This is a genomic window from Streptomyces sp. NBC_01549 (assembly GCF_026339955.1).
GTDB lineage: Bacteria > Actinomycetota > Actinomycetes > Streptomycetales > Streptomycetaceae > Streptomyces.
In genome coordinates, this window is record NZ_JAPEPW010000002.1 from 2,253,251 (window position 1) to 2,268,451 (window position 15,201).

Annotated in this window: 12 protein-coding genes; 2 read left to right on the forward strand and 10 right to left on the reverse strand. The window is 71.8% G+C overall.

The window, feature by feature from the left end; translation table 11 throughout:
* Nucleotides 1-26: 26 nt before the first annotated feature.
* The 8 genes from OG819_RS45485 to OG819_RS45520 form a co-directional block, all read right to left on the reverse strand.
* Nucleotides 27-2,111 carry an SWIM zinc finger family protein gene (locus OG819_RS45485; protein ID WP_266655593.1) on the reverse strand — a complete coding sequence of 695 codons (2,085 nt, stop codon included), beginning with the start codon at nucleotides 2,109-2,111 and terminating at the stop codon, nucleotides 27-29.
* A gap of 26 nt (nucleotides 2,112-2,137) precedes the next feature.
* Nucleotides 2,138-4,996: a DEAD/DEAH box helicase gene (locus OG819_RS45490; RefSeq protein WP_266655595.1), complete on the reverse strand. Its 2,859-nt coding sequence runs from the start codon at nucleotides 4,994-4,996 to the stop codon at nucleotides 2,138-2,140.
* Nucleotides 4,997-5,102: 106 nt separating this feature from the next.
* Nucleotides 5,103-5,684 (reverse strand): sugar kinase, encoded by a 582-nt coding sequence (locus OG819_RS45495; protein ID WP_266630467.1) that lies wholly within the window; start codon nucleotides 5,682-5,684, stop codon nucleotides 5,103-5,105.
* Nucleotides 5,681-6,826 carry an ROK family glucokinase gene (locus tag OG819_RS45500; protein ID WP_266428782.1) on the reverse strand — a complete coding sequence of 382 codons (1,146 nt, stop codon included), beginning with the start codon at nucleotides 6,824-6,826 and terminating at the stop codon, nucleotides 5,681-5,683. The genes OG819_RS45495 and OG819_RS45500 overlap by 4 nt, the downstream gene beginning before the upstream one ends.
* Nucleotides 6,827-6,999: 173 nt before the next feature.
* Complete coding sequence (locus OG819_RS45505) at nucleotides 7,000-7,824, reverse strand: ATP-binding cassette domain-containing protein (protein WP_266655597.1); 825 nt, start codon at nucleotides 7,822-7,824, stop codon at nucleotides 7,000-7,002.
* Between the two features lie 17 nt (nucleotides 7,825-7,841).
* Entirely contained in the window at nucleotides 7,842-8,903 is a 1,062-nt protein-coding gene (locus tag OG819_RS45510) for an ABC transporter permease (RefSeq protein ID WP_266655246.1), read from the reverse strand.
* Complete coding sequence (locus OG819_RS45515) at nucleotides 8,900-9,904, reverse strand: sugar ABC transporter substrate-binding protein (RefSeq protein ID WP_266428788.1); 1,005 nt, start codon at nucleotides 9,902-9,904, stop codon at nucleotides 8,900-8,902. Before OG819_RS45515 ends, OG819_RS45510 begins: the two co-directional genes overlap by 4 nt.
* 343 nt (nucleotides 9,905-10,247) lie before the next feature.
* A complete protein-coding gene (locus OG819_RS45520) occupies nucleotides 10,248-10,985 on the reverse strand; it encodes a GntR family transcriptional regulator (RefSeq protein ID WP_266591542.1) in 738 nt (245 codons plus the stop codon).
* A 128-nt stretch (nucleotides 10,986-11,113) separates the two neighbouring features.
* Between OG819_RS45520 and OG819_RS45525 the strand changes: the two genes are divergently transcribed.
* Complete coding sequence (locus OG819_RS45525) at nucleotides 11,114-12,124, forward strand: Gfo/Idh/MocA family oxidoreductase (RefSeq protein ID WP_266655248.1); 1,011 nt, start codon at nucleotides 11,114-11,116, stop codon at nucleotides 12,122-12,124.
* Between the two features lie 46 nt (nucleotides 12,125-12,170).
* Here OG819_RS45525 and OG819_RS45530 read toward each other — a convergent pair whose 3' ends face one another.
* Complete coding sequence (locus OG819_RS45530) at nucleotides 12,171-13,343, reverse strand: cytochrome P450 (protein WP_266655250.1); 1,173 nt, start codon at nucleotides 13,341-13,343, stop codon at nucleotides 12,171-12,173.
* A gap of 41 nt (nucleotides 13,344-13,384) precedes the next feature.
* Nucleotides 13,385-14,056 (reverse strand): response regulator transcription factor, encoded by a 672-nt coding sequence (locus OG819_RS45535; protein WP_266630458.1) that lies wholly within the window; start codon nucleotides 14,054-14,056, stop codon nucleotides 13,385-13,387.
* 114 nt (nucleotides 14,057-14,170) lie between these two features.
* On the opposite strand from OG819_RS45535, the gene OG819_RS45540 reads away from it, so the two are divergent.
* Entirely contained in the window at nucleotides 14,171-15,199 is a 1,029-nt protein-coding gene (locus tag OG819_RS45540) for an aldo/keto reductase (RefSeq protein ID WP_266655252.1), read from the forward strand.
* Nucleotides 15,200-15,201 lie beyond the last annotated feature (2 nt).

Sequence of the window (15,201 nt, forward strand, 5' to 3'; positions counted from 1 at the left end):
GGCCGCGCGGGCTCCCCTGGGGCGCGTCAGAGCTCGCCGGGAGCGCCAAGGCCCGTGAGGGCGCCGACGGGGTCGAGGTCGGGGGTGCCCCGGGGCCACCAGTCCTCCTGGCCCGGTTCCGATTCGTAGGCGTACCAGAGGCCGTCGTGGCCCAGGCGCAGCTGGACGTGGCCGCGGGGGTGGGTGAGGTGATTGCGCCAGGGGCGGAAGGCGGGCAGGTCGGCGGCGAGGAGGAGTGGGCGGGCCCGGTCGAAACGGCCCGCCGGAGGGTCCCAGGGCTCTTCCAGGACGCAGAGCCCTTCGAGTCCGCCCTGCCGCCAGGCGGCGACCGCGCGCGCCAGGTCGGCGGGGGTGCGTCCGGCGGCGGAGGCCAGCGAGGCGTAGAGGGCGCGAGTGGCGCCGGTGAGACCGGAACCCGGGCGGGCGGCGGCGAGCCGTACCGCGTCCTGCCAGAGCGTCAGCTCCGCGACCGGGTCGCGGCCCGTCGTCAGCAGCGCGTGCGCGCGGGCTGCCGCGTCCATGGCCAGCTGGTCCAGCGCGAAGGGATCCGGGCCGCCCGGCGCGCCCGGGTAGGTCGGCGGCTGCTCGGGGTGTGCGGGGGCGGGCAGCGGTGCCGGGAGGAGCGGCAGCGTCCGGAGCGCAAGGGCGTCACGGGCCCGTATGCCGGGCAGCGGCGCCGACGGCTGTTCCTGGGCGGCGCGGGCCGCGCGGGTCGCGTTGCGGCGGGACAGCGCGTCGAGCAGCTCTCGCTCGCCCCGGCCGCGCAGCAGAAGCAGCACGAAGGGGTCCTCGTCGAGCAGACGTGCCGTCTGGTAACAGAGGGCGGCCGCGTGTTTGCAGGGATGGCCGTAGTCGGGGCAGCTGCACTGCGGTGCGAGATCCCCGGGGCCGGGGAGCAGATCGACTCCGCAGTCCGCGAGCGACTTGGGCATCTCCTTGTCGAGCAGCGCCGCGATGTGCCCGGGGCGCTCGGCGGCCGCGTCGAGGAAGCAGTCCCAGTCGGCGTCCTCCAGCGTCCGCAGTCTGACCTGTACGCGATACGGCCGTGGACGGCTCCCGTGGACATAGGCCAGCACCAGTCCCGGTGTGACCGTGATGGCGTCGACATGCCCCCGGTCGGCGTACGCCCGTCCGCGCGCCAGCCGCGCCGCGTCCAGGGCGCCCTCTTCAAGGGCGCTCACCCAGGCGTTGCCCCACCACGTCTCCGCGAAGGCGTCCGGGTCCGTGTGCGAGGTGCGGGCGGGGAGGGCTTCGAAGGTGCGGCGCAGCTCGCCGTCGCGGCGCGGGGATGCCATGGAGCGTGGCAGGGCGGCGGGTGGCGGGTCCGCGAGGATCTTGGGTGACCCGGGTGGCTCAGGTGACTCGCGTGACTCGTCCGGGTGCGCCGAACGGTGGCTTTCCCTCTCCGTACCGGTCTCAAGATCGGTGTCGACGTCGGTCTCGACGTCAGTCTCGACGTCGGTCCTGGCGTGGGCGTACGCCGGACGTCCGGTGGCGGTTTCCTCGCGCGGCGTCCTGGAGCCGGGCAGTTCGAAGGCCTCCGCGAGCACCTCTCCTACGTCGCGGACCCGGCCTCCCCGGTCGGGGTCCGGTCGGCCGCGCCGGGCCAGCGAACCGGCCGACGCACGGTCGGCGGACCGGTGTGCGGTCCCGACTCCCTTGGTTTCGGCCGCGGTCCGCGCCTGTCTGGCCTCCGTGCGCGCCACGCGCAGTGCCTCGCGGGCGATGTCACCGGGGCGCGCGCCGGTCGCGGGCGCGCCGGCGGACGGGGCGTCCGGCGCCTCCGCCTGGGCGGGCGGCCGAACCGCGTCGGGTTCGGCATCTGGGTCGGTCTCCGGATCCGGCACCGCGTCCGTACCCGCACTGGGGCCCGGGTGTGTATCGCTCCCCCTCCCGGCGGCGCGGCGCAGGGCTTCCCTGGCCGCGTCGCCCGGTCGGGCCGTCGGGGAGGCCGTCCTGTCGGACCGCGAACCCGGCTCGTCCCCGGCCGCCGCACCCCGCGTGTCGCGCTCCCGCGCGGCTCGCAGCGCGCGCCGCGCCTCGTCGGCGGGGCGCGGCCCGGCCGCCGGACGTGACGCCTCGGTGTCCGGCGCGTCGGCGTCCCCGTTCACCGGCCGCGTCTTCTCCTCCGGACCGCTCACGACGACCTCCGCAGTGACACCAGGTCCGACAGCTCGCGGTCGGTCAGCTCGGTCAGGGACGCCTCTCCAGAGCCTAGGATGGCGTCGGCGAGCGCCCGCTTCGCTTCGAGCATCTCGGCGATGCGGTCCTCGATCGTGCCCTCGGTGATGAGCCGGTGGACCTGGACGGGCTGGGTCTGGCCGATGCGGTAGGCGCGGTCGGTGGCCTGTTCCTCGACGGCCGGGTTCCACCAGCGGTCGAAGTGGACGACGTGGCCCGCCCGGGTGAGGTTCAGGCCGGTGCCCGCGGCCTTGAGGGACAGCACCAGGATCGGGGTGGCCCCGCTCTGGAAGCGGTCCACCATGTGTTCGCGTTCGGCGACCGGGGTGCCGCCGTGCAGGAGCTCCACCGGGACAGCGCGCGTGGTGAGGTGGGCGGTGATCAGCCGGGCCATCCCCACGTACTGGGTGAAGACCAGCGCCGAGCCGTCCTCGGCCAGCAGCGTGTCCAGCAGCTCGTCGAGCAGGGCGAGTTTTCCGGAGCGGGCGGAGGGGCCGTGGGCGGCCGCCCTGGCGTCCTCCTTCAGGAAGAGCGCCGGGTGGTTGCAGATCTGCTTGAGGGAGGTGAGGAGCTTCAGGACGAGGCCGCGGCGGGCGATGCCCTCGGCGGTCTCGATGGCGAGCATCGACTCGCGGACCACGGCCTCGTAGAGGGAGGCCTGCTCGCGGGTCAGCGGGACCGGGTGGTCGGTCTCCGTCTTGGGCGGGAGTTCGGGGACGATCCCGGGGTCGGACTTCTTGCGGCGGAGCAGGAAGGGGCGGATCAGCCGGGCCAGACGGGCGACCGCCTCCTCGTCCTCGCCGTTCTCCACCGCACGCGCGTGCCGGGCGCGGAAGGACTTGAGGGGGCCGAGCAGGCCGGGGGTCGTCCAGTCCAACAGGGCCCACAGCTCGGAGAGGTTGTTCTCCACAGGGGTGCCGGTCAGGGCCACGCGCGCGGGGGACGGGATGGTGCGCAGGGCTTTCGCCGTCGCCGAGTAGGGGTTCTTGACGTGCTGGGCCTCGTCCGCGACGACCATGCCCCACGTCTGCTGGGTGAGCCGGGGCGCGGCCGAGCGCATCGTGCCGTAGGTGGTGAGGACGAAGCCGCCGTCGAGGTCCTCCAGGGTGCGGTCGGGGCCGTGGAAGCGGCGGACGGGGACGCCGGGCGCGAACCGGGTGATCTCCCGCTGCCAGTTGCCCAGCAGCGACGCCGGGCAGACGACGAGGGTGGGTTCGCTGTGGGCCCGACGCAGGTGCAGGGCGATGACGGTGATGGTCTTGCCCAGGCCCATGTCGTCGGCGAGACAGCCGCCCAGGCCGAGCGAGGTCATGAGGTCCAGCCAGGCGAGGCCCCGCAGCTGGTAGTCCCGCAGCCGGGCCTGAAGTCCCGGGGGCGGCTCCACGGGGGTGATGCCGGCCGTCAGGCGGTCGCGCAGCGCGGCGAGGGCTCCGACCGGCACCGCCTCGACCGTCTCGCCGTCGACCTCGGCGGTGCCGGTGAGCGCCACGGACAGTGCGTCGACCGGGTCGAGCAGACCCAGCTCCCGCTTGCGGGCCTTGCGGACGAGGACGGGGTCGACAAGGACCCACTGGTCGCGCAGCCGGACGACCGGGCGGTGCGCCTCGGCGAGGGCGTCCATCTCGGCCTCGGTGAGCGGATCGCCGCCGAGGGCCAACTGCCAGCGGAACTGGAGGAGTTCCTCGCTCTCGAAGAAGCCGGTGCCGTCCGTGGCCGAGCCGGGCGCGGGGCGCACCACCGCGGCGGCGCTGAGGTCGTGGGCGAGGTCGCGGGGCCAGTGGACGGCGACGCCAGCCGCGCCGAGGCGGGTCGCGGCGATGCCGAGCAGGTCGGAGAGCTCCTCTTCGGTGAGTGCGAGGACGTCGGGCACGTCCTGTTCGGACAGCCGGTCGAGGGGCGGCCAGACGCGGGCCGCCCGGCGCACGGCGAGCGCCGCGTCGACGCGCGCGCGGGGTCCGAAGGTCGCGTCGGCGTCGCCCGCCCACAGGGCCGCGGCGTCGACGACGAGGGTGGGGTCGGCGAGGCTGTGCACCTGGACGACGGCGGCGCCCGCGCGGTGCGCGCTCTCGCCGTCGTCGAAGAGCTGGTACGCCGAAAGATCCAGACGGAGCGAGATCCGCACGCCCGCGTCCATGCCGGCGGCGACCTCGGCGGCCCAGTCGTGGGCTCCGGGCAGTCGCTGCGGCTCTCTGGCCGCGAACGGTTTCCCGGAGGTGTGGGGAGCGGCGGGGGTGCGCGGCAGGGTGTCGGCGACCGCGTCGAGGAAGGAGCGCATCAGCGCTTCCGGGTCGGGCAGCCGGAGGGGGCCCTTGCCGGGGAGCGGGACGGCATGCCCTTCGTACGGGAGGGCGGCGGCCACGGCTCGGAGGTGGGCGATGTCGTCCGGGTCCAGTGGGCCCGCGCGCCAGGCGTCGTGGCCCTCCGGGGTGAGTCCGGGCAGCAGCCGGCCCCGCGCGACGAGCCGCAGCGCGTGCAGCGCGGCCGCGCCCCAGCAAGTCGTGGCCGGATGCGCGGCGCGGTCGTGACGGGCCCCGGCGAGCAGCGGCAGGGCTTCGGCGATCGGCAGGGTCAGCGCGGGGACGGTGCCGCGGCGGGCTCCGGAGCCATGCGCTCGCACCACCGTCAGCTCGACCGGCTCGACGGACGACGTGCTCTCGACGAACGACGTGCTCCCGGCGCCGTGGCCGGACGGCAGTGGCCCGCCGTCCGGGTCCCAGAAGGCGACGCGCCCGTCGCGTGGCAGGGGAGCGGGCAGGAAGACGGCGGCAAGCCGCACCGGCACAGCCGTATCGGTCCTCACGGCCTCGTCGCCCATACGTCCGGTCACCTCCCGCCCCTCGGTCGAATCAGTCGTCTTCGACTCTACGGGCGGCCTCTGACAATCGGTCCCGGCGGTGGCCCCGGCGCGGGGCCGGGGCGTCTCAGGGGACCGTGCGGGAGACGACGTAGACCATGGCGCGCCCGGGCTGGGGCCAGTTCACGACGATGTCCTGGGTGGGCGCCGGGTCCTTCTGTGCGTGGGTGAGACCCCACCACGAGCCGGGGCCCGTGAACTTCCAGCCGACGACCTTCTGGTCGCGGGTGCCGATGGCGATGTCGTTCTTGCGCAGTTTGTCCCTGCTGGTGCCGATCTCCGAGAGGAACTGCTCCAGGCCCGGGCCGTTGGTGGCGAACTGCACGTAGAGGCGGCTGGTCTTCCAGTTGTTCGTCTCGTAGTAGGCGACGGAGACGCCGTTCAACGGGATGGGCACCTGGTAGAGGCGGCGCTGGACGCGCGAGGGCCAGCCCACGGTGAGGCCGGTCGCCGAGTACTTCTCCTCCTTCTGCTTGCCGCTGTCGCGGCTCTGGTTGGCGGAGATCACCAGGTAGCCGGCCGGGACGCCGATGAGCAGCACGATGATCAGCAGGGTCAGGGCACGGCGGCGGAACTTGTGGCGCGGGTCCTCCGGCGGCCGCCGGGGCTCGTCGGGAGGTGAGGCCTGGCGCGGCAGCGAGGCCGTCACAGCGTCCCCTGGGTCGTACGACGGGACTCGGTGTAGCGCTCGTACCGCTCGTAGCGCTCCACTCGGCGGCGCTTGGCGCGGCGGAAGCGTCGGGCGACGAGGCGGGCGAGGTCGGCGGCGCCGACCATGCCGGCCTCGGGGCCGAGCTGCGCGCGGGCGATACGGGCCTCGGGCCGGTAGCCGCGGCCGGTCAGGTGGCGGCGGAAGGCGTCGCGCGCGGGGCCGATGAGGAGGTCGTCGGCCGCGCTGACGCCGCCGCCGATGACGAAGCAGGAGGGGTCCAGGGCCGCCGCCAGGTTGGCGATGCCGACGCCGAGCCACTGACCGATGTCCTGGAGCAGCTCGATGCACATGGCGTCGCCCTCGCGGGCCAGCTCGGTGATCATCGGGCCGGTGATGTCGCCGATGTTGCCCTTGACGTGCTCGATGATCCCGTACGCGACCGGCGAGTCCGCGGCGGCGAGTTCCCGGGCCTCGCGGACCAGCGCGTTGCCGGAGCTGTACTGCTCCCAGCAGCCGCGGTTGCCGCACGGGCAGCGGTGTCCGCCGGGCACCACCTGCATATGACCGAACTCGCCCGCGACGCCGAACTTGCCGCGCTTGACCTGGCCGTCCTCGAGCAGCGCGCCACCGATGCCGGTCCCGAGCGTGATCATGACGAGGTTGTCCTCGCCGCGGCCCGCGCCGAACCGCCACTCCGCCCAGGCGGCGGCGTTGGCGTCGTTATCGACCAGAACCGGGACCGCGAGGCGCCCGGCGAGACGGTCGCGCAGCGGCTCGTTGCGCCAGGACAGGTGCGGGGCGAACAGGACGCGGTTGCGCTCGGCGTCGACCCAGCCGGCCGCACCGATGCCGACGGCGTGCACGTCGTGCCGGTCGGAGAGGTCCAGGACCAGCTCCACGATGGTGTCCTCGACGACCTTGGGGCTCTTGGACTTGTCCGGCGTCTCGGCGCGGAGCTTCTCCAGGATGTTGCCGTCGGCGTCGACGACGCCCGCCATCACCTTGGTGCCGCCGATGTCGATACCGACGGTGGGGACGCGGGGAGCCGTCAGGTGGGAACGCCGTTCACGCGTCCCTACGGTCCGCAAGACAGTGGCCCGCGCGGAGCCGCGGTGTGCGAGGTCGCGGTAGGTGCTCATCGGGCCGATTCTGCCTCACCGTGCCAGGGGGGCGCATGGCGGAGTCCCCCTGAGCTCTCCGGAACGCTCCGCTGGAGCGCCCCGGAGAGCTTTGGGACATATGTCAGCTGCGGGCCGTGTGTGGCCGGTCGCGCCCACGCGGCGGAGTCGCGAATGTCACGGCCCCGCGGCTCTCAGGGGGCGCTCCGCTCCAGCTCGTGACGGAGATCGTCCAGCTCGCTGCCGCCCGCCATCTGGCGGGTCAGCTCGTCGAGGGTGATCTCGTCGCGGGTGTGGCTGCCGAACATGGCACCGCGCTTCAGGAGGACGAAACGGTCGCCGACCAGGTACGCGTGATGCGGGTTGTGCGTGATGAGGACCACGCCGAGGCCGGCGTCCCGAGCGGCCGCCACGTACTTGAGGACGACGCCGGACTGCTTCACACCGAGCGCCGCGGTGGGCTCGTCGAGGACGAGGACCTTGGCGCCGAAGTACACAGCGCGGGCGATCGCCACGCACTGGCGCTCACCGCCGGACAGGGTGCCGATGGGCTGGTCGACGTCACGCAGGTCGATTCCCATGCGCAGCAGCTCCGCGTGGGTGATCCTGCGCATGCGCTCGACGTCCATGCGCTTGAGGGGGCCCGTGCCCTTCGACAGCTCGGAGCCGAGGAAGAAGTTCCGCCAGACAGGCATCAGCGGGACGACGGCGAGGTCCTGGTAGACGGTGGCGATGCCGCGGTCCAGGGACTCGCGCGGCGAGGTGAGCCGGGTCTCCTCGCCCTCGATGCTCAGGGTGCCCCCGTCGTGCTGGTGGAGACCAGCGATGATCTTGATCAGCGTGGACTTGCCCGCGCCGTTGTCGCCGAGCACACAGGAGATCTCCCCGGCGTGCACCACCAGCGAGACGCCCTCCAGGGCCCGGATGTTGCCGTAGTACTTGCTGACGTCGTCGAGCTCGACGAGCGCCGTGCGTTCCGTGGCGGCCGCGCCGGTCGTCTTTCCCGCGTCCGTCGTCATGCCGTCGCCGTCCGTCGTCATGCCGTCGCCTCCGCGCGCTTGCGGACCCAGTGGTTGAGCAGGGTCGCCAGGAGCAGCATCACTCCCAGGAAGAACTTGAACCAGTCCGGGTTCCACTCGGCGAACACGATGCCCTTGCTCACCATGCCGAAGATCAGTGCGCCGACCGCCGCGCCGACCGCGGAGCCGTAGCCGCCGGTGATCAGACAGCCGCCGATGACGGCCGCGATGATGTAGATCAGCTCGTTGCCGACGCCCTCGCCGGACTGCACGACGTCGAACGAGAACAGCAGGTGCTGCCCGGAGATCCAGGCGCCGAAGGCGACGCCCATGTAGAGGCCGATCTTCGTCTTGTTGACCGGAACGCCGACCGCGCGGGCCGCGGCCTCTCCGCCGCCGACGGCGTAGATCCAGTTGCCGAAGCGAGTGCGCAGCAGGATCCAGGTGGCGACGACGACCAGGGCCAGCCACCACAGGATGGTGATCTTGAAGTCCACGCCGCCGACGGTGAGTGTCGAGGCGAAGACGTCCCTGGCCGAGGAGAAGCCCTGCATGTCGGAGATCGACTTCGTGGACACCGTGCCGCTGATCAGCTTGGTGAAGCCGAGGTTCATGCCGGTCAGCATCAGGAAGGTGCCGAGCGTGATGATGAAGCTCGGCGGGTCCGTACGGGTCAGCATGACGCCGTTGAAGACGCCGATCGCCAGCGTGACGATCAGCGAGACGACGACACCGACCCAGACGTTCGCGGTCATCTGGTAGCTGAACATCGAGGAGATCAGCGCGGAGCTGGTCACCATGACACCCGCGGAGAGGTCGAACTCGCCGCCGATCATCAGCAGCGCGACCGGTACGGCCATGATGCCGATCGTCGACGAGGCGTACAGGACCGTGCTGAGGCTCGCGGCCCGTACGAAGCTGTCCGCGAAGATCGCGAAGAAGAGGAAGACCGCGATCGCGCCGACCACGGACCCGAGCTCGGGCCGGCCCATGAGTCTGCGCAGCGGCGAGGTCTTCAGGAGGCGCTCGTCGACCTTGGTGTCGGGCGCCGGCGCGGGTGCGGGCGCAGTGGCGCTCATCGGGTCCCCCGCTTGGTGTACTCCTCGAGCGCGGCGGCCTGATCCTTGGTGATGATCTGCGGGCCGGTGAGGACCGGCTTGCCCCCGCCGAGGACATCGTCGTTGTACTTGTAGAGCCAGAGCAGGTCCACGGCCTCGTAACCCTGGAGGTAGGGCTGCTGGTCGACCGCGAAGCCGAGCGTGCCGTCCTTGAGCTCCGAGGCCACCTTCGCGTTCAGGTCGAAGGTGTCGATCTCCGCCTTGCTGCCCGCGTCGTTCTTCGCCTTCACCGCGGTGTCCGCGTACGGGGCGCCCAGCGTGACGACCGTGTCGATGGACTTGTCGGCCTGCAGCTTGGCGCCGATGGAGGACTGCACGTCGGGCATGCTGGTGCCCTGGACGTAGAGGTTCTCCACGGTGCCGTGGAAGGTGCTCTTGACGCCCGCGCAGCGCTGCTCGTGACCGACGTTGCCCTGCTCGTGCAGGATGCACAGGGCCTTCTTGCGGCCCCGCTTGTTCAGCTCGTCGCCGACCGCCTCACCGGCGATCGTCTCGTCCTGTCCGATGTGGGTGAGCGCGCCGAACGCCTTGGACTGCTCGGAGCCGGAGTTCACCGTGATCACGGGAATGCCGGCCTTCTCGGCGCGCGCGACGGCCGCCTTCATCGCGTCCGGCTTGGCCAGCGTGACGATGATGCCGTCGACCCGCTTGTCCACCGCGGCGTCGACGAGCTGCGCCTGCTGCTGCGCCTCGGCGTTGTGCGAGTACAGGAAGTTGATGTTGTCCTTGACCGCGGCCTGCTTCGCGCCGTTCTGCACGATGTCCCAGAACGTGTCGCCATCGCCCGAATGGGTGATCATCGCGAAGGTCCACTTGGGCGTGTTCACCGCGGCCCGGCCCTGGGCCGCCGCCGCCTTACGGGCGTCCTCGGCCCGCTTCCCGCCGGTGCTGCTGCATCCCGCGAGGGACACCCCCAGCGCCCCTGCGAGCGCGATGCTTACCCAGGTCCGAGTCCGTGCCACGAGGCCGTGCCCTTCTTGCTGTGTTCTTTGGTGCGCCGGGGCCCGCGAAGCGGCCCGGAGGGCCGTTCCGCAGGCCCCGGGGGCCGACCTCTCGTCGGCCCCAAACGTCCCATTATCGAACACGGGGATCGTGCACCCCACCAGCGGGTCCCGCGCGCGGTGTATTTCTCGAGGGGCGAGGCGTCCTTCTCAGTGATGACGGCGGGGCTGGTCAGGAACTCGGCACCGGAGTCGATCGTGACGACCGGGATGGCGGCCTGGACGAGCTGGGCCTGCCCACCCGCTTCCTTGCCGCTCGAGTACAGGAAGTCGACGTTGTCCTTGCTCGCCGCCTGCTCGGCATTCAGGGCCGCACGAGGAGCTGGAATTCGAAGGAGTAACGCGAGGCACGGTACATATGGCTGCCGAACTCCACCGCGCGCCCGGTGTCGTCGAAGGTGGTGCGCTGCATGGTGAGCAGCGGTGCCCCCTCGGGCTCACCGAGCCGCTCCCCCTCCTCCGCGGTGGCCGCGCGGGCGCCGATGGACTGGCGGGCGCTGTGCAGCGTGATGCCCGCGGCCCGCATCAGCCGGTACAGCCCGGTGGCCTCCATCTGCTCGCTGTCCAGCTCCAGCAGCTCCGGGGGCAGATAGTTGCAGAGGTACGCCATCGGCTCCCCATGGGCGAGCCGCAACCGCTCCACCCGGTGTACGTCACTGCCCTCGGCCACGCCCAGAGCCGCCGCGACCTCGGCGGACGCCGGTACGACGGTGTTGACGAGCACCCGGGTCGCGGGGCGCTGCCCTGCCGCCTCCAGGTCGTCGTACAGACTGCTGAGCTCCAGGGGCCGCTTGACCTGGCTGTGCACGACCTGGGTGCCGACACCGCGGCGGCGCACCATCAGCCCCTTGTCGACGAGGGACTGGATGGCCTGGCGGACTGTGGGCCGGGACAGCCCGAGCCGCCCGGCGAGCTCGATCTCGTTGCCGAGAAGGCTGCCCGGGGTCAGGGTCCCGTGCTCGATCGCGGCCTCCAGCTGCTGGGACAGCTGGAAGTACAGCGGGACCGGACTGCTGCGGTCGACACTGAGCTGGAGCGACACGGTCAGATCCTCATCTGGTTTCGGCACGCGCCGAGCGTAGCTCCGTGAGATGTTGACGGGAAGTTGTGAAGTTTGGTTGTCCGGACAAAGCATTGACAGCGCACCTGGCGGGCCCTCAGCTTGTTCCCATGCGCATCGGACTTATCGGAACGGGCCGTATCGGCACATTTCATGCGACCGTTCTCAACCGCCACCGCGAGGTCGGCTCCCTCATCGTCACGGACGCGGACTCGGTGAGGGCACATGCGGTCGCGGACCGGCTGGGCGCGACGGCGGCGCCCAGCGTGGACGAGATCTTCACCTGGGGCGTGGACGCCGTGGTCATCACGGCGGCCACCTCGGCGCACGGCGAACTGATCGGTCGGGCGGCACGCCTGGGGCTCCCGGTGTTCTGCGAGAAGCCCATCGCCGTCGATCTGCCGGGCACGCTGTCCGCACTCGCCGAGGTCGACGCGGCCGGCACGGTCCTGCAGCTGGGTTTCCAGCGCCGCTTCGACACGGGCTACACGACCGCGCGCGAGGCCGTGCGCTCGGGGCGGCTCGGACTGCTGCACACCATCCGCGCGATGACCTCCGACCAGTCGCCGCCCCCGGCCTCGTACCTCCCGATCTCCGGCGGCATGTACCGCGACTGCCTCGTCCACGACTTCGACATGCTGCGCTGGATCACGGGCCACGAGGTCGTCGAGGTGTACGCGATGGGCTCCGACGCCGGACCCTCGATGTTCCGCGAGGCACACGACATCGACACGGCCGCCGCCGTCCTCACCCTGGACGACGGCACGCTCGCCACGGCGACCGCGACCCGGCTGAACGGCGCGGGCTACGACGTGCGCATGGAGCTGGCCGGCGAGCTGGACCAGATCGCCGTGGGCCTGGACGACCGTACGCCGATCGCCTCCACCGAACTGGCCGGACCGCCGCCCGCCGACAAGCCGTGGACCGGTTTTCTGGAGCGCTTCGGCCCCGCCTACGAGGCCGAGCTCGCCGCCTTCGTCGATGTCGTGCGCGGCGAACGCGCCAACCCCTGCGACGGGCAGGAGGCCCTGCACGCGCTGCGCATCGCCGAGGCCTGCGAGCTGTCGCGGCTGGAGCGGCGCCCGGTGTACCTGGCGGAGATCCCCGGCAGACAGGACTGAGCGGAAAGGGTGGTGCGGCTCCCCGCCCGACGAGCCGCACCACCGCTCACCAGCGCACGGGCAGGCTGCGCCGACCGCGCATCAGCATGCCGGGCAGCCAGTCGCCAGGGGGTCCGTCGAGGGCGAGGTCCGGGCATCTCTCCAGCAGGGAACGCAGCGCGACCCGGGCTTCGAGGCGGGCCAGCGGTGCGCCCAGGCAGTAGTGGATGCCGTGCCCGAAGGAGAGATGGCCCTGTGGGACGCGGTGGATGTCGAAGCGGTCCGGATCCGGGCAGCGCGCCGCGTCCCGGTTCCCGGCGTCGAGCCCGATCATGACCGGGTCACCGGCCGCGATGGCCCTGCCACCGATCTCCAACGGCTCCGCCGCATAGCGGTACGTCGCCGTCGCGACCGGTCCCTCGAAGCGCAGCACCTCCTCCACCGCGCCGTCGAGGAGCGTCATGTCATCCCGCAGCGCCGCGAGTTGCTCGGGGTGGGTGAGCAGAGCATGCACACCGTTCGTGATCAGATTGACCGTGGTCTCGTGGCCCGCGACCAGCAGGATGAACGCCATCCCGCGCAACTCGTCACGGGAGAGCCGGTCGCCGTCCTCGGCCCGGGTGCGGATGAGGCCGCTGAGCAGGTCGTCGCCGGGTGCCGTGCACCGCTTGTCCTCGATCAGGCCATCGAGATAGGCGGCCATCTGCCGGAAGGCGCCCCGCTCGGAATCTCCGTCGGTCGGCGTCACGATCTCGTTCGACATCGCGCGGAACGCCACCCGGTCGATGTCCGGGACGCCGAGCAGCTCGCAGATGACGGTGATCGGCAGTGGATAGGCGAACGAGTCGACGAGGTCGGCGCCCCCCTTCGGCAGCATCTCGTCCAGCAGTTCGTCGGTGATCTGCTGGACGCGCGGGCGCAGCGCCTCCACCCGCCGCATCGTGAACGCGCCCGTGACGAGGGAGCGCAGCCGGGTGTGCTCGGGTGGGTCGGTGCTCAGCACATGCCGGCCCATCAGCTCCTCTTCGGGTGAGCTCGGCCCCGCTTTCCTCGTGTCCTTGGAGAGCCTCGGGTCGACAAGGGCCGCCCGCGCCTCCTCGTACCCGACGACGAGCCAGCCCTCGAACGCACCCGGTTGCGGCGTCCGCACCCAGTGGACCGGGCCGCGCTCGCGCAGCGCCGCGTAGACCGGATACGGGTCCCTCGTGAATCCCGCGCCGTACTCCCCCAGATCGATCATGGTCCCCCTCCCGTTGTCCTTTCAACGCGCGGGCCCCGTGCTCAGTGCCCGTCTCCCTCCAGAAGTCCCGCGTCGTACGTCAACAGGGCGATCTGTACACGGTTGTTGAGGCCGAGCTTGGCGAGGATCCGTGAGACATGGGTCTTGACGGTGGCGACGCTCATGTACAACTCGGCGGCGATCTCGGCGTTGGAGGAGCCCCGGCCGACGGCCACGGCGACCTCGCGTTCACGCTCGCCCAGCGCGCCGATCCGGTCCCGGGCGCCGGTGCGCCGCCCACCCGGCGTCCCACCGGCCGCGTGCTCCATCAACTGGCGGGTGACGGCGGGCGAGAGCACGGGATCACCGGCCGCGACCCGGCGTACCGCGTCAAGGATCTCGGCGGGCGGGGTGTCCTTGAGGACGAACCCGGCGGCGCCCGCGCGCAGGGCCCGCAACACCAGGGAGTCGGCGTGGAAGGTGGTGAGCACAACGACCTGCGGCGCGTCCTCGCGCCCCCGCAGCCGTTCGGTGGCCGTGAGCCCGTCGACCACCGGCATCCGGATGTCCATCAGGACGACGTCCGGGCGGGTGCGGTCGACGAGCGCCTCGACCTCGCCCCCGTCCGCCGCCTCACCGACGATGTCGATGTCGTCGGCGCCACCCATCATGAAGGACAGGCCGGCCCTGACCAGCGGATCGTCGTCGACGAGAAGCAGCCGGATCGCATTCATGGTGCCTACCGTAGGTGCCCGCCGGGGCATTACCCACGCCTCGGCAGCGACGAACGACTACCGTCGGCCGACAGGACGGTTTCGACGGGGTCTCTCCCGGGGGTGAGGAGTTCAGTGCGCTATCGGCTCTTGGGCAGGACCGGCCTGCGTGTCTCGGAGCTGTTCCTCGGCGCCATGACGTTCGGGGAGCAGGGCGGTGTGGGAGCGCCGAAGGAGGAGTGCGCGCGCATTCTCGACGCATACGCCGAGGCGGGCGGCAACGTGGTGGACACGGCCGTCAACTACCGCGGCGGCGCCAGCGAGGAGATCTTAGGCGAGTTGCTCAAGGGCCGACGCGACCGTTTCGTCCTCTCCACCAAGTACACCGTCTCCCGCGACGGCACCGACCCGAACGCCGCCGGGAACCACCGCAAGAACCTCACCCTCTCCCTGGAGACGAGCCTGCGGCGCCTCGGCACGGACTACGTCGACGTCTACTGGGTGCACATCTGGGACCGGAACACACCGGTCGAGGAGACCATGCGCGCCCTGGACGACGCCGTACGGTCCGGCAAGGTCCTCTACGTGGGTATCTCGGACGCGCCCGCCTGGGTGGTCTCACGGGCCAACACCCTTGCCGAGTGGCGGGGCTGGTCCCCCTTCGCCGCGCTCCAGGTGCCCTACAGCCTGCTCAGCCGCGACGCGGAGCGTGAACTCCTGCCCATGGCGGAGACCTTCGGCATGTCGGTGGCCGCGTGGAGCCCGCTGCAGAACGGCGTTCTGTCGGGCAAGTACACGCGTCCGGGCGGTGTGGCCCCCGGCGCGGCGACCCGCCTCTCCCCCGAGGCGATCGGGGAACTCGAACGGACCGTGGCCGAAGCGGTCCAGTCGGCGGCCGACGAACTCGGCGCCTCCCCCGCCCAGGTGGCGATCGCCTGGACCATGGCGCACTCCCCCGCCGTCCACCCCATCGTGGGTGCCCGCCACGTCACCCAGCTCACCGACAACCTGGGCGCGAGTGAACTCACCCTCCCCGACCACATACTGACGCGCCTGGAGGAGGCCACGGCCTTCCGCACAGGCTTCCCCACGGACTTCATCGACGAGACATCGAGCTGGGTGTACGGCACCGCGGGCCACCGGGTGATCCCCCGCAAGCCCTGACA

What these genes read in the sequence shown, in the direction of transcription:
- OG819_RS45490 (WP_266655595.1), bottom strand. Translation starts at nt 4,996, where the DNA reads ATGGGCGACGAGGCCGTGAGGACCGATACGGCTGTGCCGGTGCGGCTT.
- OG819_RS45500 (WP_266428782.1), bottom strand. Translation starts at nt 6,826, where the DNA reads ATGAGCACCTACCGCGACCTCGCACACCGCGGCTCCGCGCGGGCCACT.
- OG819_RS45505 (WP_266655597.1), bottom strand. Translation starts at nt 7,824, where the DNA reads ATGACGACGGACGCGGGAAAGACGACCGGCGCGGCCGCCACGGAACGC.
- OG819_RS45510 (WP_266655246.1), bottom strand. Translation starts at nt 8,903, where the DNA reads ATGAGCGCCACTGCGCCCGCACCCGCGCCGGCGCCCGACACCAAGGTC.
- OG819_RS45525 (WP_266655248.1), top strand. Translation starts at nt 11,114, where the DNA reads ATGCGCATCGGACTTATCGGAACGGGCCGTATCGGCACATTTCATGCG.
- OG819_RS45530 (WP_266655250.1), bottom strand. Translation starts at nt 13,343, where the DNA reads ATGATCGATCTGGGGGAGTACGGCGCGGGATTCACGAGGGACCCGTAT.
- OG819_RS45535 (WP_266630458.1), bottom strand. Translation starts at nt 14,056, where the DNA reads ATGAATGCGATCCGGCTGCTTCTCGTCGACGACGATCCGCTGGTCAGG.